Origin of the sequence: Microcoleus sp. T3_D1 (assembly GCF_036700405.1) — a bacterium.
Taxonomy (GTDB): Bacteria; Cyanobacteriota; Cyanobacteriia; order Cyanobacteriales; family Microcoleaceae; genus Microcoleus.
This window is the reverse complement of sequence record NZ_JAUBOV010000020.1, coordinates 79,616-103,353: the sequence shown is the minus strand read 5'-3', so window position 1 is coordinate 103,353 and position 23,738 is coordinate 79,616. Positions and strand designations below refer to the sequence as shown.

The window sequence follows — 23,738 nt, the reverse complement described above, 5'->3', positions numbered from 1 at the left end:
TTTTTTTTATTGTAGTGCGAGCGTCCCCGCTCGCGTTTTGTACAATACGCGAGGGGGGACGCTCGCACTGTAAATGCAAAACTGAGATGCTCCCAAGTGATAAAGTAAGCCACGGATTTTGTAACGGAGGTAAGGGAGAGAAGGAAGAGAGAAGAGCGGCTCAACAGTTTTAATTAATGCTAAGTTGACGGCCGTTGGCTAAAATTAGAAGAGTTTTTGTTAAAGGTGTTTTATGGCTGTTGGCAAGGATACAATTTTCGAGCGCTTTTTGTCGCCCCTGATGCGACTGGCGATCGACGAAGAAGCACTGAAACGACTCTACGAAGGCATCGACTGGGAAACAGCGGGCGATCGCTACCGACAACCCGACTTAGTTTATCCCGAATATTACAGCAGCCAAAACTTTCACGGCATTAAACGCGGCTACCTCAACCCCAGTGCCGCCGTTTCCTACGATCCAATCACGCAATATGTTTTGCCTCCACACGAAACAGTCGTCAGGCAAGGCTTAATTGACGCTGTGCGGGTGAAACCGCGCCGAATCATCGATTTGGGATGTGGCACCGGTTCGACAACGCTCATGCTCAAGCAGGCTTTTCCCGAAGCGGAAGTTGTCGGGCTGGACTTGTCGCCTTATATGCTGGTAGTTGCCGACATGAAAGCGCAAAAAGCCGGATTAAATATCCAGTGGTTGCACGGAAATGCCGAAAGCGTTGCTTTTGGCGATGCCAGCTTCGATTTAGTCGCAGCTTCCTTGCTGTTTCACGAGACGCCACCTGCTGTATCGCGGGCAATTTTGCGAGAAAGCTTCCGACTGCTGAAGGTTGGGGGACAAGTGGCAATTTTGGACGGAAACCAAAAAACTTTGCGGCAGACAGAGTGGCTGACTGATATCTTTGAAGAGCCTTATATTAAGTCTTACGCTGCTGGCAGCCTCGATGCTTGGGCGGGGGCGGCTGGATTCGCGGCGGTGCAAACTCACGAACACTGGTGGGTGAATCAGGTGACGCAGGGTGTGAAACCTTTGCCGGGGGAAGATTTGGAACAGGCCAAGGTGGCGAGGGGGTGGAATTGGGGCGATCGAACTCCTGATGTTGATGGCGATTTACCGGGCATTCCAGCTCCTGCTTGATGTATTGTTGAGGTGTATTTTTCGCCCTTTGGGGGCGGGTTTCATAGATGGTTAGTTTTAGGTTGAGATGGTTGGTAAAACCCGCCCCTACTAACTTGCTAATGACTGATGATTAATGACTAATGATTAATGACTAATGACTAATGACTAATGACTAATGACTAATGACTCTAAAAGCAGTTTTATTTGATTTTAATGGCGTGATTGTTAATGACGAGCCAATTCACGAGAAAATCATCGCTCAATTGATGCTCGATGAAAATCTCCAGCTCAAACGTGGGGAGTTTCGAGAAATTTGTTTGGGAAGGAGCGATCGCGCTTGCATTACCGAACTACTCAAGCGCCGAGGACGATTTCTGACAGAAACATATCTCGATCGACTGCTGCAGCGCAAGGCCCAAGCTTACAAAGCTCAAATAGATACTTTGGAGAAACTGCCGATTTATCCCGGTTTGGCAGAATTTATTGACAAAATTCGGCCCGCCGGACTGAAAATGGCCGTAGTTAGCGGGGCAATGCGATCGGATATAGAATTGGTGTTAAATCGGGCCGGTTTGGGAGCAAACTTTGAGTTAATTGTCGCAGGCGACGACTTGACGGCGAGCAAACCAGCACCCGACGGCTATTTATTGGCTGTGGAACTTCTCAACCAGAAATATCCCGACTTTAACCTGCAACCGATCGAGTGTTTGGCGATAGAAGATACTTTTGCGGGGATTGAAGCTGCGAAAAAAGCGGGAATTCAGGTTGCGGGTGTGACTCACACTTACCCGTTTCACATGATCCAGCGCCAAGCTAATTGGACGGTGGACTATTTTGCTGATTTAGAGTTGGATAGAGTGGCGGAACTTTGCTCGATCGCCCCCACTGAGCCGGCTGCAGAAAACACTTGACCTTTTTAGCAGTTACGTGCTAGTGTAAGTGACGGTCTGCGAACGTGAAAGCAAGCAAAACCTGTCAGCCTTTTAGATTCGGCAATCTCGCATCTAAAATGCTAAATTAAAACTCAATCAGGGGAATTAGCTCAGTTGGTAGAGCGCTGCGATCGCACCGCAGAGGCCAGCGGTTCGAGTCCGCTATTCTCCATAAATCAGGGGCATTTCTACAGGTGACGATCGTACTCCAAGCGAAGTGCGATCGTCACCTGCTTTGATACTCACCTATGCAAGTGCGATCGACCCGGTTGCTGCCTAACTGGTAGCATCAATAAGATAATTTATGTAAAGAAACCCGGTTTATAATGTCACACTAATTGCTGAAAAGACGTATGTTGGTGTCTCAACCGGGTTTCAGAACAGAATGCAACGGTAGGTAAGCTCCAAAGCCTTATGTCCTCAGTCAATCTCAAATCTCAAATCTCAAATCTAAAATGGTATCACCCCGGTTTCTGCCGCAGTTGCCCTCAATCCCCACAAAACATTCATTTTGTCAAAAACAATAAGTTTTGTAGCTAAAAATACAACAGTCTGCTGGCGCTAGTCTTAATATCAAGTCACTATGTGTTATTATTCTCAATCATCAGACTCATCTGTTCAAGAGTAACAAGAAAAAATGACAAAGCGATTCGATCGGCGGAAATTTCTTTTATACGGTTCTGCTACCCTAACATCAAGTTTATTTCTAAAAGCTTGTAGAACTCCAACTCCAACAGCAACTCCAGCCGCTTCTCCTTCTCCAACTTCAACAGGAACACCAGCAGCAGCAGGTGGCGGAAACACGATCAAAGTAGGAATTTTGCATTCCTTGAGCGGCACGATGTCAATCAGCGAAAAAAGCGTTGTCGATGCCGAACAATTAGCGATCGAAGAAATTAATAAAGCTGGTGGCGTCCTCGGAAAACAAATCGAAGCAGTAATAGAAGATGGCAACTCAGACTGGCCGACTTTTGCCGAAAAAGCCAAAAAATTGATCGACCAAGATAAAGTTGTCACCGTCTTCGGCTGCTGGACTTCTGCTAGTCGCAAAGCAGTATTGCCAGTATTTGAAGAAAAAAATCATATGCTCTGGTATCCCGTACAATACGAGGGTCAAGAGTGTTCCAAGAACATCTTTTATACCGGGGCGGCGCCGAACCAGCAAATCGAACCAGCAGTTGACTGGCTGCTAGAAAATAAAGGGAAAAAATTCTTCTTAGTCGGGTCTGACTACGTTTTTCCCCGCACGGCAAATACCATTATCAAAGCACAGCTAGCAGCCAAAGGCGGCGAATTAGTTGGGGAAGATTACATTCCTTTGGGCGGGACAGAAGTCACGCCAATTATTACTAAAATTAAGGCAGCTTTGCCAGACGGCGGCGTCATTTTCAATTCTCTCAACGGCGACAGCAACGTAGCATTCTTCAAACAGTTGCAGGGTGCAGGTTTGGGCCCGGACAAATATCCGTCAATGTCTGTCAGTATTGCGGAAGAAGAAGTAAAGGCGATCGGCGTAGAATATCTTAAAGGTCATTACGCCGCCTGGAATTACTTCATGACTGTGGAATCTCCGGCAAATACAAAATTTGTGCAAGCTTTCAAAGCAAAATACGGCAACGATAGAGTGACTAACGACCCGATGGAAGCAGCTTACATCATGGTTTACCTGTGGAAGCAAGCTGTCGAAAAAGCAGGGACAGCCGACGATTTGGAAAAAGTGCGGGCAGCAGCTTTGGGTCAAACCTTTGACGCGCCGGGGGGCACAGTAACGATGGATGTTAACCATCACCTTTCTAAATTTGTGCGCTTGGGCGAAGTGAGAGATGACGGTTTATTTAACATCGCTTTTGCTACACCCGAAGCAGTGAAGCCGGTGCCTTGGAATCAATTTGTTGCTGAAACAAAAGGCTTTGCTTGCGATTGGTCAGACCCCGCAAAAGGTGGCAAGTTCAAAGCTTGATAAGTAGCTAATACCAATTTTGTTAACGTTGGCAACGTATCTTCGATTCCCCTAGGGTGTGTCTTTAAACCCGGAGATCCCCCCCGGCCCCCCTTAATAAGGGGCGTGTCTTTCAACCCGGAGATCCCCCCAGCCCCCCTTAATAAGGGGGGAGTAAGAGCATTCTTTCGTCAATCCCTACTCCCCTTAATAAGGGGGAACAGGAGTCTCCTGGCGTCACCCCCTACTCCCTTAATAAGGGGGAAGTGGACTCTTCTTTCGTCAACCCCTACTCCCCAACAATCAGGGGGATTTAGGGGGATCGAGACTCGGCTACAAGCGAAATATACAGAGGGTTTTAGTTCTAAGTTGACACCCATGGGGTAAAATCCGCCCCTAATTATCCCCGAACAAAGTTAACGGAGTTGATGCAGGAGTAACAAAAGTGGCGATATTAGATGGTTTATTTAACGGCATTAGCATCGGCGCTGTTTTACTAATTGCAGCCCTGGGATTAGCGATTATTTTTGGGCTGATGGGCGTGATTAATATGGCTCATGGCGAGTTGATGATGCTGGGGGCTTATACAACTTTCGTGGTGCAAAATGTCTTCAAAGGTATCGGAGGATTTGCTTTTGAAACCTATATTTTATTTGCAATTCCCCTAGCTTTTTTAGTAGCTGCATTGGTAGGATTAATTCTCGAACGCGGAGTGATTCGCTATCTTTACGGGCGGCCGCTAGAAACTCTGCTGGCAACTTGGGGCGTAAGTTTAATTTTGCAGCAGTTTGTCCGCAGCGTTAGTTGGGTGCTGGTAATTGGGATTGCGGTGTTTTGTTTGCTGTTTTTTGGCGGTTTGCGGGTGCTGAAATCGCGCCTGGATTTCGATCGCATTCGGAACAAAATTATCGCCCTAATTTTGCCTTTATCTTTGGGTATTTCCTGGGCGGTGAGCGCCTTTTTAGGGCAAACTTACAAACTGGCAGTAACTCAACCTTGGTTTGGCGCTCAAAATGTGGACGTGACTGCGCCTGCATGGTTGCGCGGCGGCATACCCCTGGGCAATTTTCAGTTGCCCTACGCGCGAATTTTTATTATTGTCCTCACAGGAATTTGTTTGGCGGGAATTTACCTATTTTTGCAAAAGTCTGTGTGGGGATTGCGGATTAGATCCGTGACGCAAAATCGCAGCATGAGTGCGTGTTTGGGAATTCCTACCGAACAAGTAGACGCGCTGACTTTTGCTTTGGGTTCGGGGCTGGCAGGTGTTGCTGGGTGCGCGATTAGTTTGATCGGTTCCGTAGGGTCAAATACCGGACAAAATTATATAGTCGATACGTTTATGGTGGTGGTTGTGGGCGGTGTCGGCAAGATTGTGGGGAGTGTAGTTGCTGCGATCGCGATCGGCACTGCAAATTACCTGATAGGTTCGGGAACATTAGCATTAATGTTCGCTCCTGTCAAGCCTTTAGCCGACTTCTTCACATTTTTCGCCACAACCAGCATGGCAAAAGTAATGGTATTCGCCTTAATTATGGCTTTTCTGCAAGTGAAGCCGGGAGGGATTTTCCCGCAAAAAGGGCGGACGGTAGAAAATTAAAAATTACAACTGCGAGTGTAGCGAAAAATGCAGAAAACACATCAAAAACCCTGGCTAAAAGAAGCGGCAATTGTCAGCGCGATCGCCCTCACATTCATCTTACTCGTCCCAGGAATACTCCCCGACGTTCGGCTCAATCAATTAGGGCGATTTTTAGCACTAGCAATTGCAGCCCTCGGCATAGACTTGATTTGGGGATACACAGGTTTACTTAGTTTAGGACACGGCGTATTTTTTGCGATCGGCGGCTACGCTTTCGCCATGCACCTAAAACTGCAAATTCCCCCAACCGCCAGCAGTCAATTGCCAGAATTTATGAACCTCTACGGCGTTACCGAACTCCCCTGGTTTTGGCAACCATTTTATTCATTTCCCTTCTCAGCAGCAGCAGTAGTTCTCATCCCCGCCATCTTGGGCGCACTTTTAGGTTATTTAGTATTCCGCAATCGAATTCGAGGCGTTTACTTTTCAATTCTTACCCAAGCAGCAACCATTGTATTTTTCAACTTCTTTAACGGTCAGCAAAAACTGATTAACGGAACCAACGGACTCACCGACTTTAAAACCCTGTTCGGAGCCCCAGTAAATGGCCGAGATACTCAATATATTTTCTACATTCTCACCATACTATTTTTAGCAGCAACTTACGCCCTCTGCCGCTGGCTGACCAGCGGGCGTTTCGGCCGCCTGTTAGTAGCAATTCGCGACGACGAAGTGCGCCTGCGTTTCTCAGGTTACAATCCCACAGGATATAAAGTTTTAGTCTTTGCAATTTCCGCCGGTTTAGCCGGGATTGCAGGCGCATTATTTACCGTACAAACCGGAATAATTTCGCCGAAAGCAATGGATATTGCCTTTTCAATTGAAATGGTAATCTGGGTCGCAGTGGGAGGCCGCGCCACATTATCGGGAGCAATATTGGGAACACTGCTAGTCAACTTTGGCAAAAGTTTCTTGAGCGAACAATTCCCCGAAGTTTGGCTGTTTTTCCAAGGTGCGCTATTCCTCATAGTAGTCACAGTGCTGCCAGACGGCTTAGTCGGATGGCTGCAAGATCAAAGTTTCGACCAAATCCGCAGCTTGTTCAGAAAACCGAAGTACGTATCTACTTACCCCAGCCTGGAACAAGACCCCCAAGTGCAGCTCGAAAAAGAAGAACTTGAACATTGAGTGCCAAAATATCGTGTAATTTATAAGTAGGCTGACATAAATAAATGTCACCTAAAACACACAAACAAAGCAATCGCAATAGACTTGGCAAAGGCTGCGTTTATCTCTGTCTGAGGAAACGCAATATATATGTCCACCTACTTAGATATCCGTAGCAAGTAGCTTCGTTCTTTAACTTGAGGGGCAAGATATGGCAGATATTATTGACTACAAAATCTACGGCGACGATTTGCAACTCATCGAGATTGAACTCGACCCCAAAGAAGGCGTCAGGGCTGAAGCTGGAACCATGACATACATGGAAGGCGACATCCAAATGCAAACATCCACAGGCGGCTTATTTCAAGGTTTCAAACGAATGCTGACAGGAGCTGGTTTTTTCATTACCACCTTTGTCAACGCCGGAAATCGTAAAGCCCGCGTAGCTTTTGCCGCCCCCTATCCGGGTAAAGTAATTCCCCTAGATTTAGGCCAACTTGGCGGTAAATTTTTGTGTCAAAAAGACTCATTTCTCTGTGCGGCCAACGGCATTGACATTGAGGTAGCATTCACCAAGCGGCTCGGTGCCGGTTTCTTTGGCGGAGAAGGTTTTATTCTGCAAAAATTGCAGGGTGACGGGCTAGCTTTTGTTCATGCGGGAGGAACAATAGTTGAGAAAAATTTGGGAGTTGGCGAAGTGTTGCGAGCGGACACTGGTTGTTTGGTAGCTTTTGCGCCGACTGTAGATTACGATATTCAGTTTGTGGGCGGGTTTAAAAATGCTCTATTTGGCGGCGAAGGCTTGTTTTTAGTCAAGCTAACCGGGCCTGGAAAAGTGTATTTGCAAAGTCTGCCACTCTCGAAGTTAGCTGAGCGAATTATGGCTGCTTCTCCACCTCCAGTGTCGAGCAGTTCGAGCACTTTTACTTGAGAGTAAAATAACTATTTATGTGCTTGTGTAGGGTGCGTCAGCCCGCAGATTTCCTGGCTTACCCAGAGACTGTTAACTGACGCACCTTCTAAGAGAAAATCAGCGCTGTCAGGTGCGTCAGCCAACAGATTTTCCGGCTTACCCAGAGACTGTTAACTGACGCACCCTACCCGGAGAAATCACCTATGAATGGAAAAGTATTAGAAATAGAAAACTTGACTGTGAGTTTTGATGGTTTTAAAGCCATCAACGGTTTAAATTTTAGTATGGATGCGGGCGAACTGCGAGTTATTATTGGCCCTAACGGTGCGGGTAAAACAACTTTTCTCGATTCAATTACCGGGAAGGTGCAGCCGACAGAAGGTAGGGTGTTATTTAAGGGACAAAATTTACGCAAGTTGTCCGAAGATAGGATTTCGCGCTTGGGAATTGGTCGCAAGTTTCAGACGCCGCGAGTTTACTTGAATTTAACGCCACGCGAAAATTTGGAATTGTCTTGCAGCCGCCATAAAAATGTTTTTTCGACTTTGTTTAAGCCTGCTTCTACTGCTGAAAAACGCACGGTTGCCGGTTTGTTAGAAACTATTGGTTTAGTGGCTAAAGCTGATATTTCGGCTGGTTTGCTTTCTCACGGGGAAAAGCAATGGTTGGAAATTGGAATGTTGGTGGCTCAATCTCCTGATTTATTGTTGGTAGATGAACCTGTGGCGGGTTTGACGGATGAGGAAACGGTGTTAACTGGAGAGTTGCTAATTTCGTTGGCCCAAAGTCATTCGGTGTTGGTGATTGAACATGATATGGAGTTTGTGCGGCAAATTGCGCGGCAGGTTACGGTGTTGCATCAGGGTGCGGTTTTGTGTGAGGGGACTATGGATGAGGTGCAAAATGACGATCGGGTAATTGAGGTATATTTGGGCAAACCTGAAGAATAGTTATTAGTCAACAGTCAACAGTGAACAGTTAACAGTTAACAGTCAACAGTCAACAGTCAACAGTCAACAATTATGCTACAAGTTTCTAATTTGAATGTTTATTACGGCGAAAGTCACATTTTGCGCGATGTCGATTTAAGCGTAAATGCTGGGCAAATGGTTTGCTTGATCGGCCGCAATGGTGTGGGCAAAACTACTATGCTAAAAACGATTATGGGGTTGCTGCAACCGCGCAGTGGCACTATTGCTTTTGGCGGAGAATCTATTGCTTCTAAGTTGACTTACCAGCGGGCTAGATTAGGCATTGGTTATGTGCCTCAAGGGCGTGAAATTATTCCACGTTTGACGGTAAAAGAAAATCTTTTGTTAGGTTTGGAAGCGAAACCAACCAAAACCAAAAATCCTGAAGTTCCTGATGAAATTTTTGAGTTATTTCCGGTTTTGAAAACTATGCTCGATCGCCTGGGAGGTGATTTGAGCGGGGGACAGCAGCAGCAGTTAGCTATTGCTAGGGCTTTGATGGGTGAGCCGCAGTTGCTGGTTTTGGATGAGCCTACGGAGGGGATTCAACCATCGATTATTTTAGATATTGAAGCTGCGGTGCGCCGTGTGGTTGCGACTAGGGGAATTTCTGTTTTGTTGGTGGAGCAACATTTGCATTTTGTGCGGCAAGCTGACTGGTATTATGCTATGCAAAAAGGGGGGATTGTGGCTTCTGGAAGCACTAGCGAGTTAAGTGATGAGGTGATTCAGAGGTTTTTGGCTGTTTGAATAGAATTGAAGGAAGGCACGACACGGATTTTGACGATGACAGCGAGCGCCTCAAAGAGCAAGAAGGGCAAGCGTTTAGATTGGAAAAATGGCTTATTCGTCTGGGTTCGCTTGGTATTCTGCGATCACAGTTTGGATTTCCTCGGCGGAGACATTTGCTTGTTCTGATTTCGAGTAAATCAGGTGTAAAACAACTTGAGTCGGTGATTCAACTTGATAAATCAAGCGATAACCGCCGCTCTTACCAACTTGGGAATCACTGTTTTTAGCCCGGACTTTGTAAACGGTGTATTGAGTCCCTGTAATCTGGTTTCCTATGAAGTTTCCTTGGATAAGCTCATCAAGGACTGGCTGAATATCGGTTTGAATTTGGCGATACTTTTTAGCGAGTCCTTTGAGGCGACGTTTGAAAAGTACCGTGAATGTGACTTGGACTGACATATCAGACATTGATAGCTGGTAAAAGTATAGTCATTTATAGACATGGGAGGCTTCAAGTCCCTCCCCCTTCGCTTTTACTTTGAGCGGATTAACCCGCATTGGCCCAACTACGCAGCTCTCTATCAAGAAAGCTAAACGCATTTGGGATTGCTTTTCTCAAAATGTTGTAAGAACCGTTAACATCGGAGTTAATTAATTGACCTGCTGATGTCTTGTACAAACCTCTTTTGATCCGCTTGCCAGTAAATACATCATCCTTATCAGTTTTTCCATAAACAGGAATTGGATCAAAACCGATAAAATTTGATTGAGAAGTATAAGATTCTTCTTGCACGACGACCTTAATCCCCACCAATCGAGTTTTATATTCCAACATCTCAATTAGTCGAGCATGGGGAATACTGACAAAGTTTTGATTAGTTTGCTTTCCCAAATCAATCTCAGTTTTCCATTGTGCATTCTTGCCAATTACTAACGTCCCAATTTGTTTGGCGACCAAAAGGTCAACAATTAAACGACTGGTATGATGCAAGTAATTATCAGTTTTTTGGTTCCGACAGCGAGTTAATCGTTGAATGCGGGGTGAACTCTTGCGACTTCCTTTCAATTGAGATTGTAACCGTGCTTTACGTTTGTTGTAGAACTGATTGATTGATTTTAATGGTCGCCCGTTAATCAACAGAGGGGTAAAGCCCGGCTGATTTGAAGTTAACGCCGCTAAGTTATTCAGTCCTAAATCAATACTAGCTACGAATTTATCGTCGCTGGCGGTGGACTCCGGTTCATCGTATATTACCTCAATTACATAAGAATCGCATTTGGGAACTACTCTAACTTGACAGATTTGATCGGGATTTACTTGGGTTTTGATTGAGAGATGAGTACCCGAAAGCTTGACGATCCCTTTTTTTAATTGTTTGCTACTAATTGCTTGGAGCGTGTAGACGAGAATGTTTCGCCCTTTGACCTTATCTTTGTACTTCGGCAGTTTTGGGCGACCAGTAAATTTAGAGGAATCAGTTTTGTAAGCTTTAACCGCTTCAAAAAACGATTTCCAATTCTTGTCCAATATCATCAAGATTTGTTGGCTGACTTTAGCTGGCAAAGCCTTGTACGCTTGATGAGACTTCATCAAACTGTTCATCTCGTTGTAATTGATGTAACTCCATCCATAAACAAAACTCTGACGAATGACGTAGTTAGCAGCATTGTAGAGATTTTTGGATTTAAAAGCTAATTCATCAATCTCAGGGAAACGGTACTCCGTAGATTTAATGATGTGCCGCTCTGCTAGTTGCATTCAGAACTTCCTCGTAACATTTATCTAAGTTCTCTGACTAGAGGATACTACTATTGTTTATTGATGCTTACAAACTTAATGAAGTTTCACAATACCGTCCCAGAGTTCCGATATGGGAAAGGTTTGTCCCGCTTTGGCTTGGTGGAGGGAGGCTTTCAGATCGGCGATGATTTGCTCGTTGGAGTCGGTATCTGAGTCAAAATCTGAGTCGAAGTCTGGGGCGATCGCGGATTGTGTCCGACTGGTCAAAAATTCCAGAAATGCCAGCGTTTGCTCTAAAAGTGGCTCAGGAGTCCGTTCGATCGCTTCGAGAAGGCGTTGTTTAATCGGCGACATAAGACTACCTCTATTATTATTGATTTTTTCTGCCGTCTGGCATTGTGGTACCGGCCATACTTGCTCGATCGATACTAGCGCCATCTATATTAGCATTGCGGAGGTTGGCCTCGGAAAGATTGGCATCTCTCAAGTCGGAAAATCGCAAGTCTGCACCGTCTAGATTTGTCTTTGTCAAGTTAGCTTTTCTGAGGTTAGCGTTGCTGATTCTCGCTCCTACTAATTCGGCTCCGCTTAAGTTTGTGCGAGCTAGATTGGTGTTGACAAAATCTGATATCTCGAAGCGACTACCGCTGAGGTTGGCATCTGATAAATCTGCTCCTGTAAGGATGGGATTTTTTAAGTTAAGGTTAACTAATTTTACGGCTCGGAGGTCGCAGCGGGAGCAGCTTTGAGTTAGCAGCAGCGTTTCGACGTTGGCGTTGATTTGGTCGATTTGTTGCTGGGAGAAATTTTCGGCAAATTCTGGGGAGACGTAGCCGAGGTTTTTGGGGTCGTCTGCTTTTGGTTGGGGTGTTTGGATTGGGGGTGTTTGGATTTGTTGGGGTGTTTGGATTTGTTGGGGTGTTTGTGGTTGGGGTGTTTGTGGTTGGGGTGTTGGGATTGGTTGGGGTGTTGGGATGGATTGGGGTGTTGGGATTGGTTGGGGTGTTTGGATGGGTTGGGGTGTTTCTATTTGCCCGATCGCACTTAGTTGCAGCCCCACCTTCGGCAGTTCGAGAGTTGCTGCAAAAATTAGTAGGGCGATCGACATGATTGTGAGTTTTTTCATAAATCTATAACTTTTTGTTTGCAAAAATAGCATTTATATGGTATAATACCTCGAAAAGTGAACACCCTACATTTCGCTAAATAGATCGAAATTCAGATAAAAAACTTCGGAACCATCAGGTGCGCGAATTAACTTTTCTATTACCGGAGGCAGTTGCTGTTGACGGTACAATTCGGGAATCTCGCAGAAGCTTTCTTCGGTAATTTCCAAAATTTTTGGCATATCAGGAAGGGGAATCCCCAACCGATCGCTTTTATTTAAGGTACAAATAATCAGGTATTTGCACTCAGCAATGCTCGGACTGCTGGGAAATATTGTGGATAAATTAATTATGGTAATCAGTTCTTCTTGATGCCGCAGTAAACTATTACCGTTCGGTAAAATACCGTAGGCATTAAAGTTTTTAACAATGCGTTCCACTCGCTCAATAGGAACAGCATAGTAAATATTTCCTAGTTCAAAGGAAACCATTTTTTTAGGGGCAATTCTAACAGTGGCTTGTTTCTTGCTCCGAAAGCGGCGATTGTAATTGGCGTGAGTCATTCGATTTTAGATTTTAGATTTTAGATTTTAGATTGACGATTATTGGATTGAAGATTATTGGATTTTATACCAATTTAATGTGAAGTTGCACATCATATCTCGATCCCCCTAAATCCCCCTGATTGTTGGGGAGTAGGGGTTGACTTTGAGAAGAATCTTGTCCCCCCCTTATTAAGGGGGGCTAGGGGGGATCGAGATATGTGCAGCCTCATACAAAATTGGTATTAGATTTTAGATTATTCGATTTTAGTAGGTGAGTCGGCTGCGTAGTTCCCACTATTATTCGCGGGTGCAATTACTTTTTGCCTAAGTTTTGTTTGAGATTAGGGATTATTTGAGTGGAGATTTGAGATTTTGGCTTAAATTATTGAGTGGTGGATTAATTTGGGGATAGCTTGTAAAAGCTGGGCTTCGCTGTAAGGTTTGGTGAAGTATTGATTTGCGCCTAATTCCATTGCCATTTGCCGATGTTTTGCCCCGCTACGGGATGTCAGCATGGCTACAGGAATCTTAGCAAACCGCTCGGTCGATCTGATCGATCGCAACAATTCAAATCCATCCATCCGGGGCATTTCAATATCCACGATCGCCAAACTGCAATCAAGACCATTTTGCAACTTTTCCAGGGCATCCACGCCGTCTTTAGCCTGTACCACCCGGTAGCGAGCACGAGTCAGCGTCAGAGACAGCAACTGGCGAATTGTATAGGAATCATCCACTACCAAAATCTGCGGTGACCGACTCGCACTCGCCGGTATCTCCTGCACTTTACCGGAGACAGCGGCGATCGAACTATTTACCACAGGTTGGCCCACCAAATCGTCCACATCCAGAATATTCACCACGCGCCCGTCCCCCAAAATCGTAGTCCCCAAAACGCCGCGAGGCTTGGATAGAGGCGGTGGCAAAGGTTTAACCACAATTTCCTGCTGACCGATCAGCCGTTCCACGGCCACCGCCAGCATTCCTTCGGTAGAAGCCAAAACCAGGACGGGAATTTCCTCTTGGGTCAAAGGGTCAGGAGAGGGGGCATCCGGCGGGAGGACGCTGTATTCGAGCAAATCTTGCATCCTCACCAAACGAATAAATTCCTCCCGCCACCACAGCATCGGCTGATTGCCGGCAATGTGAACTTCCGAGGCTTTAATGTGCAGAATTTCCTCGACTGCATCAAGCGGCACTGCTATTTTATTGTGATCGGTTTTCACCATCAAAGCATCAGTAATCGACAACAGCAGTGGCAGTTTAATGATAAAACTCGTACCTTTTCCCAGGCGAGAGTCTATTTTCACAGTCCCCCGCACAGTCCGCAAATTTGTTCGCACCACGTCGAGCCCGACTCCCCGCCCCGAAAGGTCGCTGACCCCTTCTGTAGTGCTGAAACCCGGCCAAAACAGAAAATCGTAGAGTTCGGCAATGGAAAATTCTTGAGCTTGTTCCTCCGTAGCCAAACCCTTTGTGACAATTTTACGGCGAATCATTTCCGGGTCAATGCCTTTGCCGTCATCGGCGACAGTAATAATAGTTTGGCCGCCTTGGTGGCGGGCTTCTATTTCTATTTGACCGCTGGCCGGCTTGCCGCTTGCTTTCCGAACTTCGGGCATTTCGATGCCGTGGTCGAAAGCGTTTCTCACTAAGTGTATTAAGGGGTCGCGCAAAGCGTCGAGCAAACTTTCGTCAATTTTGGTATCTCTTCCCACTAGCAGCAGGTTGACATCTTTATCGTATGTGAGACACATCTCCCGGAGTGCTCTGGGCAAGTGATCGACGGCGCGACTGAAACTCACGACTCGCAACTGCATGACGCGGCTGCGTAGTTGTTCGGTAATGCGGCGCAGTTGGTCGGTACTGCGCTCGAATTTCATGGCTAAGGTGTCTAATTTGGTGGCGGATTGAGAAATTGCTTGGGCAGTTTCGATGACTTCTGCGGCTGTCGAGTGGAACTCTGTATAACGATCCATCTCTAAGATATCGAAGTGAGCATGGGCCGGAGAGGATTTGCCGTTAGCAATCATGGGGAATTCTGTTTCTGCTGCTGCAAGTTTTCCCAATCCAGAGTTCCCGTTTCCCCCCCTCCACTCTGCAAAGCTCAGTCTGTCGTATTCTTCTCGCAACTGACCGCCGAATTGGTTCAAATCTACGATATTGCGGCGGATGCGCTTGACTTCGCCGCGCAGTTCGGATTCTTGAAGTTCTAAATTTGTACGGTTGATGACTAATTCCCCGACTAAATTCACCAATTCAGTTAAGCGTTCTAAGTCTACCCGGATTGTCGGCCTTTGCGGGTTGGGGACTGGAAGAGTCGAGGAGGGGGGGATTTCGGGGGGAGTGGGAGAGGGGGAGTGGGGGGGAGAGGGGGAGATTTCGGGGATGTCGATCGCCCTTCCTTCCAATATTTGTTGGCGTGCGGTTTGCAAGTTTTGGGCGATCGCCCAACCGTCGGATTGCAACCGTTGTAGAGTCAAGTCTGGAGAGTCAATCAAATCTGTGAGGGCTGCGGCGACTTTCCCAAAATCCGGCAATTGCAGCATTCCAGCCAAACCGGAGAGTTGGTAGTAAACCTGCTTGATGGCGGTGACGCTTGTTGCCAAATCTGCTTCGGAAGCTTGGGAAAGCTCGGTTTCTAGGCGATTGAAGAGTGCCGGCACTTGCTGTTCAAAAATCAGTTTCAGGGTTTCGGGGGCGGGCCCTTGGCTGGCTGCGAGGAGTGGCTGTTGTTCTGACTTGCCGTACTTGGCCTGGAACTCGGCGAAAATTTGGGCGATCGCCTCCAAGTTTTCCGTTTGATCCGGAGTTGTAATATCGGAGTGTTGAACTGATTCGATCGTAATCTTTTTAAGAGCATCCACCCCCTGCAGCAAAACACTCACAGTAGTCGGTTCCAGGGCCGCCAAGTCTGTGCGATCGCGCAAAATGACAAAACAGTCCTCCAGCGTGTGAGCCGCCGCCGATACGTTTTGAAAGCCCAACATCGAACCCGCACCTTTAATCGAGTGAGCCGCCCGAAACATTTCTTTAACTGCAGCTTGTCGCTCTTTCAAACCCGCAGCTTCCATCGCCAGCAGATTCGTCTCCATTAACTGAAGAAACTCTTCGCATTCTGCGGTGAAAGCATCTATTAATTCGTTTAAATCGTCATCATTCATATGAGCGGCCAAGATAAGCGGCCAGTAGTTTTGAACTCTTACCGATAACCTCGGTTCTTTGCTAATCGTTTGAACTCAAGGAATTTTCTAAGGAATTTTCTTTCGTTATTTCCGATCGCAAGCCAAGTTGTTGCCGCACTGCTTGCAATGATTTTCCTCTTTTTGCCTTCGGGCGATCGCTTGGAGGTGGCACATCGTCAGCCGAAATAACTGGTTTTTTTAGAGCAGCAAGGAGTTGGTTTAATTCTTCTTGAAGTTCTTCCACTGATTCTCCAAAAGGTGCGGTTTCTTTTTCCGAGCAGGCTGCGATCGCACCCTTATCGTCATAATACACCGTGCGAATTGTGTACCCGCCATCCTCAAAAAATACTCGATAATCCCAGTTCATCATAGTTCTTCCTCTGCTCCTTGAAATATGTATCTATTCCCCTGCTTGCCAGCGATGCGCTCTATAGCTGGTAAAAGTATAGTCATTTATAGACATGGGAGGCTTCAAGTCCCTCCCCTTTCACTTTTACTTTGAGCGGATTAACCCGCCTTGGCTGAACTACGCAGCTCCCTATCCCATCGCTGAAAGCATTTGGGATTGCTTTTCTGAGGATATTGTACGCTGCATTCACATCGGAATTAATTAACCGACCAGCCGATGTTTTGTACAAACCTCTTTTAATCCGCTTGCCAGTGAACACAGGCTCTTTATCAGTTTTTCCGTAAACAGGAATTGGGTCTAAACACAGAAAGTTGGCCCGTGAACTATAGGATTCTTCCTGCACAATTACCTTGATTCCCACCAGCCGAGCTTTGTATTCTAACATCTCAATTAATCTAGAGTGAGGAATACTGACAAAATTTTGGTTGGTTTGTTTACCTAGATTGATATCGGTTTTCCACTGTGCATTTTTGCCGATTACCAGCGTTCCAATTTGGTTCACTACCAAATGGTCAACAATCACACGACTAGCATGATGCAAATAATTATCAACTTTCTGGTTGCGACAGCGAGTTAATCGCTGAATCCTGGGTGAAGTTTTGCGATTCCCTTTCAATTGGGATTGTAATCGGGATTTGCGTTTGTTGTAGAACTGGTTAATCGATTTTAATGGTCGCCCGTTAATCAACAAAGGGATAAATCCCGGTTGATTTGAAGTTAACGCCACTAAATTATCCAGTCCTAAATCAATACTAGCTACAGAGTTGGCATTGCTGAGGGTGCACTCCGGTTCATCATAAATCACCTCAATTACATAGGAATCACATTTCGGAACCAGTCTAACTTGACAAATCTGGTTGGGATTGAGTTGGGTTTTAATTAAAAGTTCTGTACCCGAAAGTTTAATGATTCCTTTATTCAACTGTTTGCTACTAATTGCTTGAATCGTGTAGACGAGAAGGTTTCGCCCTTTAGTCTTATCTTTGTACTTTGGCAATTTTGGGCGACCCGTGAATTTTGAAGAGTCAGCTTTGTAAGCTTTAACGGCTTCAAAAAACGATTTCCAATTCTTGTCTAAAACCATTAAGATTTGCTGACTTACTTTAGCAGGCAAAGCCTTGTAGGCTTCATGAGATTTCATCAATCGGTTCATTTCGTTGTAATTGACATAGCCCCATCCATAAATAAAGTTCTGACGAATGACGTAATTGGCGGCATTGTAGAGGTTTTTGGATTTAAAGGCTAGTTCGTCAATTTGGGCGAAACGATGTTCCGTGGATTTAATGATGTGCCTCTCTGTTAATTGCATTTGAGATTTCCTTTCTTCAGGCTGTGCGTATTCCTTATTCAACACTCACAACATAATACCATTATTGTTTATAATTGATTATAAACTCAATGAAGTTTTACAATACCGTCAACAATTACATTCTGTTCGTGTTTCTTAAACCACTGCAAATCCTCAATCGCTTGGTCTGTAAACTCAATCTCAAACACGATAGCCACAACCTAAAAGTATTTCAAATACTCATCCATCCTACCATTCATCATCGCACACTGCCACAATACCCAAAACCCCGACTTATTGAAGAAGTCGGGGTTCTAAAATTACGAACGGAAATTCGCCACCGACTTTTGCAATTGGCCCAGAGAACCAGACAACTCGTCCAAAGATGCTTTGACATCCGCACCTTTTTGTGCGGTCGTATTCGCAATCTCGTTGACTTGCTGCATACTGTTAGCAATTCCCTCAGCCGAAACCGTTTGCTTGGCAGATGCGCTAGTAATATTCTGCACCAAAGCATTCATTTCTCGACTAACTTCGATGATGGCATTGAGGTGAGTTTTAGCTTCGCTTGCTAGCTTAGTGCCTTCCACTACCTCCAGCGTCCCGGATTCCATTGCCTTCATGACGCGGCTGATTTCTTCTTGAATTGTACCGACAATTTCGGAGATTTCCTCAGTAGCGCCGGCCGATCTTTCTGCTAATTTCCGCACTTCTTCGGCAACAACTGCAAAGCCTAAACCTTGTTCGCCGGCTCGCGCCGCCTCAATAGTAGCATTCAGAGCTAATAAATTAGTTTGCGAAGCAAGTTGAGAAATCGAAGTCACAATTTTGCCAATTTGCTGGGAAGATTCACCCAAACGCTTCATCATTTTCGAGGTAGAGGCGATCGTCAACCGGAGCCCGTTAATACCTTCGACAGCTCGATCGACTGCCATACCGCCGACTTCAGCCGTTTGAGAAGACTGCTGAGCCACTGTTTCTGCCCGCACCGAAACATCTCGCACGTCGCGGATCGAATTCACAATCCGCTCGATTTCGCGCATGATGGCAGATATTTTTGCTGCTTGAATTTCTGCCTGTTGGGTGAGTTGACTGGTATTTTTAATTGACTCGCCGGTGGCAGATGTTACCTGTTCGGCTAAAGTTTGAATTCCCGTTACCACTTTCCGCAGAGAACCGATTAAGAAGTTGAAAGAGTCGGCTACAGCACCTAAAACGTCGTTAGTCACTTCCGCCCTGACTGTCAAGTCGCCTTGAGCCGCGCCTTTAATTTCTCCCAACAATTTAAGGACTTGCTGCGTCAGAGAATCAGCTTCCGCTTTACGTTCTGCTGCCAATTTTCCTAGTCGTTCTTCTGCCTCTTTGCGCTCGGTGATGTCAAAGCGAATGGCGATATATTTGACTATTGTGCCGCTGGTATCAAAGATGGGGGAGATCGTCGAATCTACCCAGTAAAACGAGCCATCTTTGCGTCGGTTTTTGATTTCCCCTTTCCACACCAAACCGCGAGAAAGTGTCACCCACATTTCTTCAAAAAATGATTTGGGATGGTGGCCGGAATTGACGAGGCGGTGGTTGCGGTGCAGGAGTTCTGCCATGCTGTAACCGGAGATTTCAATGAATCCGTCGTTGACGTAGGTAATGATGCCTTGGAGATCGGTCTCGCTGACGATCGCCGATTCGTCTAGGGCATTTTGCCGCGTTTTGAGTTCTTGCAGCAAGCGTTCCTGTGCCTCGGCCAACTCCTGCATTTGCTGCTGGGATGCTCTTTGTTCGGTGACGTTGCGGCAAACCACTACGCCGCCTTTAAGCGCCCCCGTTTCGTCTTTGAGCGGCCGGCCGTTAATTTTCACCCACAGGCCTTCTGGCTTCCCTCGGTGGCGGGTGAAAAGCTCTACTTCGTCACAGGCTTCTCCTCGAACTGCGCGCGATAAAGGTATGTCCGCTGGGGGATAGGGAGTTACGGTATCGGGCAAGAATAAACCGTATCTTGCCGACCATTCGTCGGGAAGAGTATCTGTCGAACCCGTGCCAAACATATCTTGGGCGGCGGGGTTGAATAAAAGAAAATTGCTATTTTCGTCGGCAGCAATTATGCCGTCGCCAATGCTGTTTATTAGCAGTTGCAAGAGATTGCTTTGCTGCCGAAATTGGTCTTCGGAACGGGCTAATTGGGCTGTTGTTTTTTCCAGTTGCACCATCGCCTGTTTGCTTTCGGTAATGTCGCGAGCCACTGCATACATGAGCTTTAGTTCGGTTACAGGTCGCACTTTCCACGACAGCCATTTGTAGGAACCGTCTTTGCAGCGGTAGCGATTTTCATAAGACTTTAATTCGGCGCCGCTAGCTACTTTTTCCGCTTGTTCTATGGTTGATTCGCGATCGTCTGGGTGGACTAAATCGATATAATAGTTGTCTTCAAGTTCATGCGCCTTGTAGCCGAGTGCGTTTTCCCAAGAGGGATTGACGCGCTTGAATCTGCCTTCAAAACCTATAATACAAACCAAGTCTAGGGAAAGGGTAAAAAATCGATCGCGCTCTTCTTCTGCTTTTTTGCGATCGGTAATTTCGATCGCCACACCGCCGACACCGATGGGTTTGCCGTCAGCTCCCGGCAAAGGAAAGTATGAAGCCAGCCAATCTCGCAGGATGCCCGGTTCGTTGAAGATTGATCCCGACACCTCAACGTTTAAAAACGGTTGGTTGGTGACAAGAACTTGCTGCAACATCGGCTGTAGGGTATCGAGCATTTCGGGTACAACTTCCCTCACCGTCTTGCCGAGGTGTTCGGCAACTGAGACGCCGGTGGTTTCCGCTAATTTCTCGTTAACTTGCACGAAGCGCAACTGCTCGTCAAAAATAAACATTGAGGCCGGGGCGGCTGCGAAAAATGCGTCAAAGCGACTTTGACGCAAAACTAATTCTCGTTCTAGGGCTTTGCGATCGCTGATGTCGCGGCCTTCGGGAATTAGCAGCACGACTTTGCCGCTGTCGTCTACGATCGGCTTGAGGGAGAAGTCCACAGTTATCACAGCACCCCCAGCAACGAGCACGTCGGCTTCGTAGCGGACTACCTCGCCGGCTGCAGCTTTTGTGAGCGCTGCTTGCACTTTTTGCTTGGCTTCTGGAGAAATTTGCCACCACAAATTATCTGCAAACTGCGTGCCTACGAAGTCTTCGCGCTCCAGTCCGGCGACGGCGAGGGCTGTTTGGTTGACTTCCAAAACCGTGCCGTCTGGTTTTAGCAGCCCCACTAATTGGAACGATTGGTCAAAAATGGCTCGGAACAGTCTTTCGCGATCGCGCAGCATCTCTTCTGCGCGTTTGCGATCGCTGATGTCGCGAGTAACTGTTGCGAACCCCATAGGCTCATCGGTTTCTGGGTGTTTGACTGTAAATAGGGTGAAGTCAACCGGAAAGTCTTCGCCGGTTTGAAAGTTCCTCAAGCGGAATTCACCCTGCCAAAAACCGTCTCGCATAGTAGCCGGCACGATTTCTTCTTGCAAAATCTTAGCATCTTCTACTGAGAAGAAGTCAAACATACTTTGGCTTTTGACTTCTTCAACATTTTGCAATCCTACTAGGTTCATACCCGCGACATTCAGGTATGTTGCCTCTCCCTCTAGGGTGGCCGTGCCGATAAAATCCGAGCTGCTTTCTACGAGCGAAATCAATCTTTGCTTTTCGATTTCGGCTTGCTTGCGCTCCGTGATGTCGTTGTTAGTTTCTAAAATTGCTTTCGGTTTTCCCTGTTCGTCTCGCTGCAAATTCCAGCGACTGAATACGGTAATTTTGGTAGCATAATTGGTGGTATGAATTACTTCTCCTTCCCAATAATCCTGCTCTTCTAACTGTGCCGAAATAGCGGCTAAAGGCTGGGGGAAAATGGTGTGCAATAGAGTATGGGTGATTTTCCCCAAGGCTTCTTTTTTTGTCCAGCCGTACATCCGTTCGGCTCCCTGACTCCAATAATTAATCGTGCCGTCCATATCCCGAACGATCAAGCCATCGCTGGCAAGATCGAGCATTTGCAAGTTCTGCTGCAATGCTTCTTCGGCGCGCTTGCGTTCTGTAATGTTGCGGGCGATCGTTGAGATAAATTCAACTTCTGAATTCTCGGATTTGTGGGCAACAATTACCTGAGAAACTGGTATTTCTTCGCCGTCTAAACTCTGCCAAACTGTCTCGCCACTCCACGCCCCGTCCCGGCAAGCTGCAGGGATGCCGACGTTCACAAGAGTGTCGATACTTTTGGGGGATGTCAGGTCAGAAATGCGGATTCCGGTTAAATCTGCGTCTTGGCCAACTCCCAACATTTCTCTGGCTGCGCGATTGATATAAATGGTGCGCTGTTGGGTGTCGGCGATGCCTACCCAGTCTGTTGTGGTTTCTAAAATTGCTTTGAACCGCAATAGTTCTTGTTCAGATTTGCGGCGTTCTGTGATGTCGCGCGCGAAGCAGAGCATTCCTAAAATGTTGCCTTCTGCATCTTTGAGGGGCAATTTCTGGGTGTCGAAGGTGTGTACTTTGCCGTCGGCTAAGGTGGCTAAGTCGTTGGAGGCCGACGCGAGGTGGTTGCCGGCCCGGAAGTTTTGGATTTGGTTCTGGGAATCGGTTTCGGCGTGGAAGTTGGGGAAGATTCGATCGACCGATATGCCGATTTCTGCGTCGTCTTTGCCGATAATTTCTGCTTGAGTTTTGCCGAAGGCGGCGGCGAAACCTGCATTGACTAGGGTGTAGCGCAAGTTTCGATCTTTGACAAAAATGCAGTCTGGCGTAGCGTCAATGACTGTTCGCAGCAAGTTTTGGGAGCTTTCTACTTCTGCCAGTGTCTGCCGCAGTTGTTCTTCCATTTCCACGCGATTGGTGATATCTCTAATCGCGCAAACGAGAAATTTCCTGCCGTCGGCATCTACAAAGGTACATTTTTTGGCGGAGACAAAGCGGGTATTTCCTGCTGGGTCTGTGAGGGTTTTTTGGATTTCGGTGCTGGTGTTTGTCAAGAAAACTAATTCGTCTTTTTCTCGATATGTCTCTGCTTCCTGTTTGGGCAAAAACTGGTCGTAGCATTGGCCAATTAGTTCTTCTCTGCTGTGACCTAGGTATTGACAAAAGGCATTGTTTAATATTATCCAGCGGTGCTGTTGGTCTTTGACGTAAATCGGGTCGGGGATGCTGTTGAGGATGTTGTTTAAGAATTGTTCTGAGGCTTTTAATTGCTCTTGTACTGCGGTGCGATCGCGAATTTCCTGTTCCAATTGTGCGTTAGTTTGCAGGAGCTGCTCGGTTCTTTCATTCACTCGCTGCTCTAGTTCTGCAGTTAGCTGCTGCAATGTCGCTTCTGTCTGTTTGCGCTGGGTAATGTCGCGGCCTTCGGCGAGGATTTGAAATACTTCTCCTGTTTCATTTAACAGCGGCTTAAACGACACGTCAATTACTGTCACATGGTTGTTGAAGCCGGCGATTTCGTATTCTTCCCGGACAAACTTGCCGGCCGAGACTTGTTTAATGTTCATTTTTAGGCGCTGCTGGTTGGTTGGAGATGATGCCCACCCGGGTGTCAGCCAAAATTTCAGCCCCAGCAGTTCTGATGCTTGGAAATCGCCCAATTCTAGCGCTGTCTGATTTGCTTCGATCAGAGTACCGTCTGGCTCCAATAATGCGATCGCTTGAAAAGCTTGGTCGAAGATTGCGTGAAATCGCTGGGTAGTTTCGCTCAGCGCTTGTTCTGTTTCTTTTTTAGAGCTCAGGATTTGCTTGGAACCTACTAAGAATCCGTAGCGGTTGGACAAACTTAAAAACACGAGCGCCACCATTACAGTTATCCAATCGAACACACTTTGTGCCACCGGAGAGTGCGGCAGCCCTAGGTATTGGGCGGCGTGGCCGCTGTGGCCGAAAGCGCAGCTCCAAAATATGGCTGCTGTGGCTGTGGCGAAGATGTCGAACCCGAATTGACGGTTTCGCCACAAACCTAAGCTGATTATCCAGGCGATGGCAAAGTAACACACACAAATGATGCAATTAGCAGCTCCATCTACCACCGATTGGGAGAAGTCAGGCAACGTCAGGGTGAAAGTGGTTGCGATCCAGGTATAGAGAATTTCGATCATA

General features: G+C 46.6%; 16 protein-coding genes, 1 tRNA gene and 1 pseudogene. 9 read left to right on the top strand and 9 right to left on the bottom strand.

Translation table 11 applies throughout. The annotated features are described in order from the left end of the window. Window positions 1–232 precede the first annotated feature (232 nt). The 9 genes from QT992_RS11835 to urtE all read left to right on the top strand — a co-directional run bounded on the left by QT992_RS11835 (window position 233) and on the right by urtE (window position 9,368). Entirely contained in the window at window positions 233–1,132 is a 900-nt protein-coding gene (locus QT992_RS11835) for a methyltransferase domain-containing protein (RefSeq protein ID WP_333342276.1), read from the top strand. Window positions 1,133–1,296: 164 nt separating this feature from the next. Then, window positions 1,297–2,025, top strand: coding sequence for an HAD family phosphatase (locus QT992_RS11830; RefSeq protein ID WP_333320316.1), 729 nt, complete (start codon window positions 1,297–1,299; stop codon window positions 2,023–2,025). 120 nt (window positions 2,026–2,145) lie between these two features. Next, window positions 2,146–2,218, top strand: a tRNA-Ala gene (locus tag QT992_RS11825). A 465-nt stretch (window positions 2,219–2,683) separates the two neighbouring features. Further along, entirely contained in the window at window positions 2,684–4,006 is a 1,323-nt protein-coding gene (urtA, locus tag QT992_RS11820; RefSeq protein WP_333342278.1) for an urea ABC transporter substrate-binding protein, read from the top strand. 424 nt (window positions 4,007–4,430) lie between these two features. Next, the gene (locus tag QT992_RS11815) at window positions 4,431–5,585 is read left to right on the top strand and encodes an ABC transporter permease subunit (protein WP_333320312.1); all 1,155 of its coding nucleotides are present in this window, start codon (window positions 4,431–4,433) and stop codon (window positions 5,583–5,585) included. Between the two features lie 27 nt (window positions 5,586–5,612). Continuing rightward, window positions 5,613–6,755, top strand: a complete 1,143-nt coding sequence (gene urtC, locus QT992_RS11810) for an urea ABC transporter permease subunit UrtC (RefSeq protein WP_333342280.1) — start codon at window positions 5,613–5,615, stop codon at window positions 6,753–6,755. Window positions 6,756–6,945: 190 nt separating this feature from the next. Then, window positions 6,946–7,665, top strand: coding sequence for a TIGR00266 family protein (locus QT992_RS11805; RefSeq protein ID WP_333342282.1), 720 nt, complete (start codon window positions 6,946–6,948; stop codon window positions 7,663–7,665). Between the two features lie 185 nt (window positions 7,666–7,850). Next, window positions 7,851–8,597: an urea ABC transporter ATP-binding protein UrtD gene (gene urtD / locus QT992_RS11800; protein WP_333320306.1), complete on the top strand. Its 747-nt coding sequence runs from the start codon at window positions 7,851–7,853 to the stop codon at window positions 8,595–8,597. Window positions 8,598–8,669: 72 nt separating this feature from the next. Beyond that, window positions 8,670–9,368: an urea ABC transporter ATP-binding subunit UrtE gene (gene urtE / locus QT992_RS11795; RefSeq protein WP_333145659.1), complete on the top strand. Its 699-nt coding sequence runs from the start codon at window positions 8,670–8,672 to the stop codon at window positions 9,366–9,368. Between the two features lie 93 nt (window positions 9,369–9,461). On the opposite strand, the gene QT992_RS11790 is transcribed toward urtE, so the two are convergent. The 9 genes and pseudogenes from QT992_RS11790 to QT992_RS11750 form a co-directional block, all read right to left on the bottom strand. Next, window positions 9,462–9,809, bottom strand: coding sequence for a type II toxin-antitoxin system mRNA interferase toxin, RelE/StbE family (locus QT992_RS11790; RefSeq protein ID WP_333342284.1), 348 nt, complete (start codon window positions 9,807–9,809; stop codon window positions 9,462–9,464). A gap of 30 nt (window positions 9,810–9,839) precedes the next feature. Then, window positions 9,840–11,109: pseudogene (locus tag QT992_RS11785) on the bottom strand (RNA-guided endonuclease InsQ/TnpB family protein). A gap of 75 nt (window positions 11,110–11,184) precedes the next feature. After that, a complete protein-coding gene (locus QT992_RS11780) occupies window positions 11,185–11,445 on the bottom strand; it encodes a hypothetical protein (RefSeq protein WP_333342286.1) in 261 nt (86 codons plus the stop codon). 16 nt (window positions 11,446–11,461) lie between these two features. Further along, complete coding sequence (locus QT992_RS11775) at window positions 11,462–12,217, bottom strand: pentapeptide repeat-containing protein (RefSeq protein WP_333342288.1); 756 nt, start codon at window positions 12,215–12,217, stop codon at window positions 11,462–11,464. A gap of 66 nt (window positions 12,218–12,283) precedes the next feature. Further along, window positions 12,284–12,760 (bottom strand): chemotaxis protein CheW, encoded by a 477-nt coding sequence (locus tag QT992_RS11770; protein ID WP_333320301.1) that lies wholly within the window; start codon window positions 12,758–12,760, stop codon window positions 12,284–12,286. A 359-nt stretch (window positions 12,761–13,119) separates the two neighbouring features. After that, window positions 13,120–15,906: a hybrid sensor histidine kinase/response regulator gene (locus QT992_RS11765; protein WP_333320299.1), complete on the bottom strand. Its 2,787-nt coding sequence runs from the start codon at window positions 15,904–15,906 to the stop codon at window positions 13,120–13,122. A 61-nt stretch (window positions 15,907–15,967) separates the two neighbouring features. Next, entirely contained in the window at window positions 15,968–16,297 is a 330-nt protein-coding gene (locus QT992_RS11760) for a hypothetical protein (RefSeq protein WP_333148424.1), read from the bottom strand. A gap of 79 nt (window positions 16,298–16,376) precedes the next feature. Next, window positions 16,377–17,645, bottom strand: coding sequence for a transposase (locus QT992_RS11755; protein ID WP_333320297.1), 1,269 nt, complete (start codon window positions 17,643–17,645; stop codon window positions 16,377–16,379). Window positions 17,646–17,944: 299 nt separating this feature from the next. Beyond that, window positions 17,945–23,737 carry a PAS domain S-box protein gene (locus QT992_RS11750; protein ID WP_333342489.1) on the bottom strand — a complete coding sequence of 1,931 codons (5,793 nt, stop codon included), beginning with the start codon at window positions 23,735–23,737 and terminating at the stop codon, window positions 17,945–17,947. Between the last annotated feature and the right edge of the window lies 1 nt (window position 23,738).

Bases quoted from the DNA above. Each gene is read 5' to 3' on its own strand.
- QT992_RS11835 (WP_333342276.1), top strand. From the start codon at position 233: ATGGCTGTTGGCAAGGATACAATTTTCGAGCGCTTTTTGTCGCCCCTG.
- QT992_RS11830 (WP_333320316.1), top strand. From the start codon at position 1,297: ATGACTCTAAAAGCAGTTTTATTTGATTTTAATGGCGTGATTGTTAAT.
- urtA (WP_333342278.1), top strand. From the start codon at position 2,684: ATGACAAAGCGATTCGATCGGCGGAAATTTCTTTTATACGGTTCTGCT.
- urtC (WP_333342280.1), top strand. From the start codon at position 5,613: ATGCAGAAAACACATCAAAAACCCTGGCTAAAAGAAGCGGCAATTGTC.
- QT992_RS11805 (WP_333342282.1), top strand. From the start codon at position 6,946: ATGGCAGATATTATTGACTACAAAATCTACGGCGACGATTTGCAACTC.
- urtD (WP_333320306.1), top strand. From the start codon at position 7,851: ATGAATGGAAAAGTATTAGAAATAGAAAACTTGACTGTGAGTTTTGAT.
- urtE (WP_333145659.1), top strand. From the start codon at position 8,670: ATGCTACAAGTTTCTAATTTGAATGTTTATTACGGCGAAAGTCACATT.
- QT992_RS11790 (WP_333342284.1), bottom strand. From the start codon at position 9,809: ATGTCAGTCCAAGTCACATTCACGGTACTTTTCAAACGTCGCCTCAAA.
- QT992_RS11780 (WP_333342286.1), bottom strand. From the start codon at position 11,445: ATGTCGCCGATTAAACAACGCCTTCTCGAAGCGATCGAACGGACTCCT.
- QT992_RS11775 (WP_333342288.1), bottom strand. From the start codon at position 12,217: ATGAAAAAACTCACAATCATGTCGATCGCCCTACTAATTTTTGCAGCA.
- QT992_RS11770 (WP_333320301.1), bottom strand. From the start codon at position 12,760: ATGACTCACGCCAATTACAATCGCCGCTTTCGGAGCAAGAAACAAGCC.
- QT992_RS11765 (WP_333320299.1), bottom strand. From the start codon at position 15,906: ATGAATGATGACGATTTAAACGAATTAATAGATGCTTTCACCGCAGAA.
- QT992_RS11760 (WP_333148424.1), bottom strand. From the start codon at position 16,297: ATGATGAACTGGGATTATCGAGTATTTTTTGAGGATGGCGGGTACACA.
- QT992_RS11755 (WP_333320297.1), bottom strand. From the start codon at position 17,645: ATGCAATTAACAGAGAGGCACATCATTAAATCCACGGAACATCGTTTC.
- QT992_RS11750 (WP_333342489.1), bottom strand. From the start codon at position 23,737: ATGATCGAAATTCTCTATACCTGGATCGCAACCACTTTCACCCTGACG.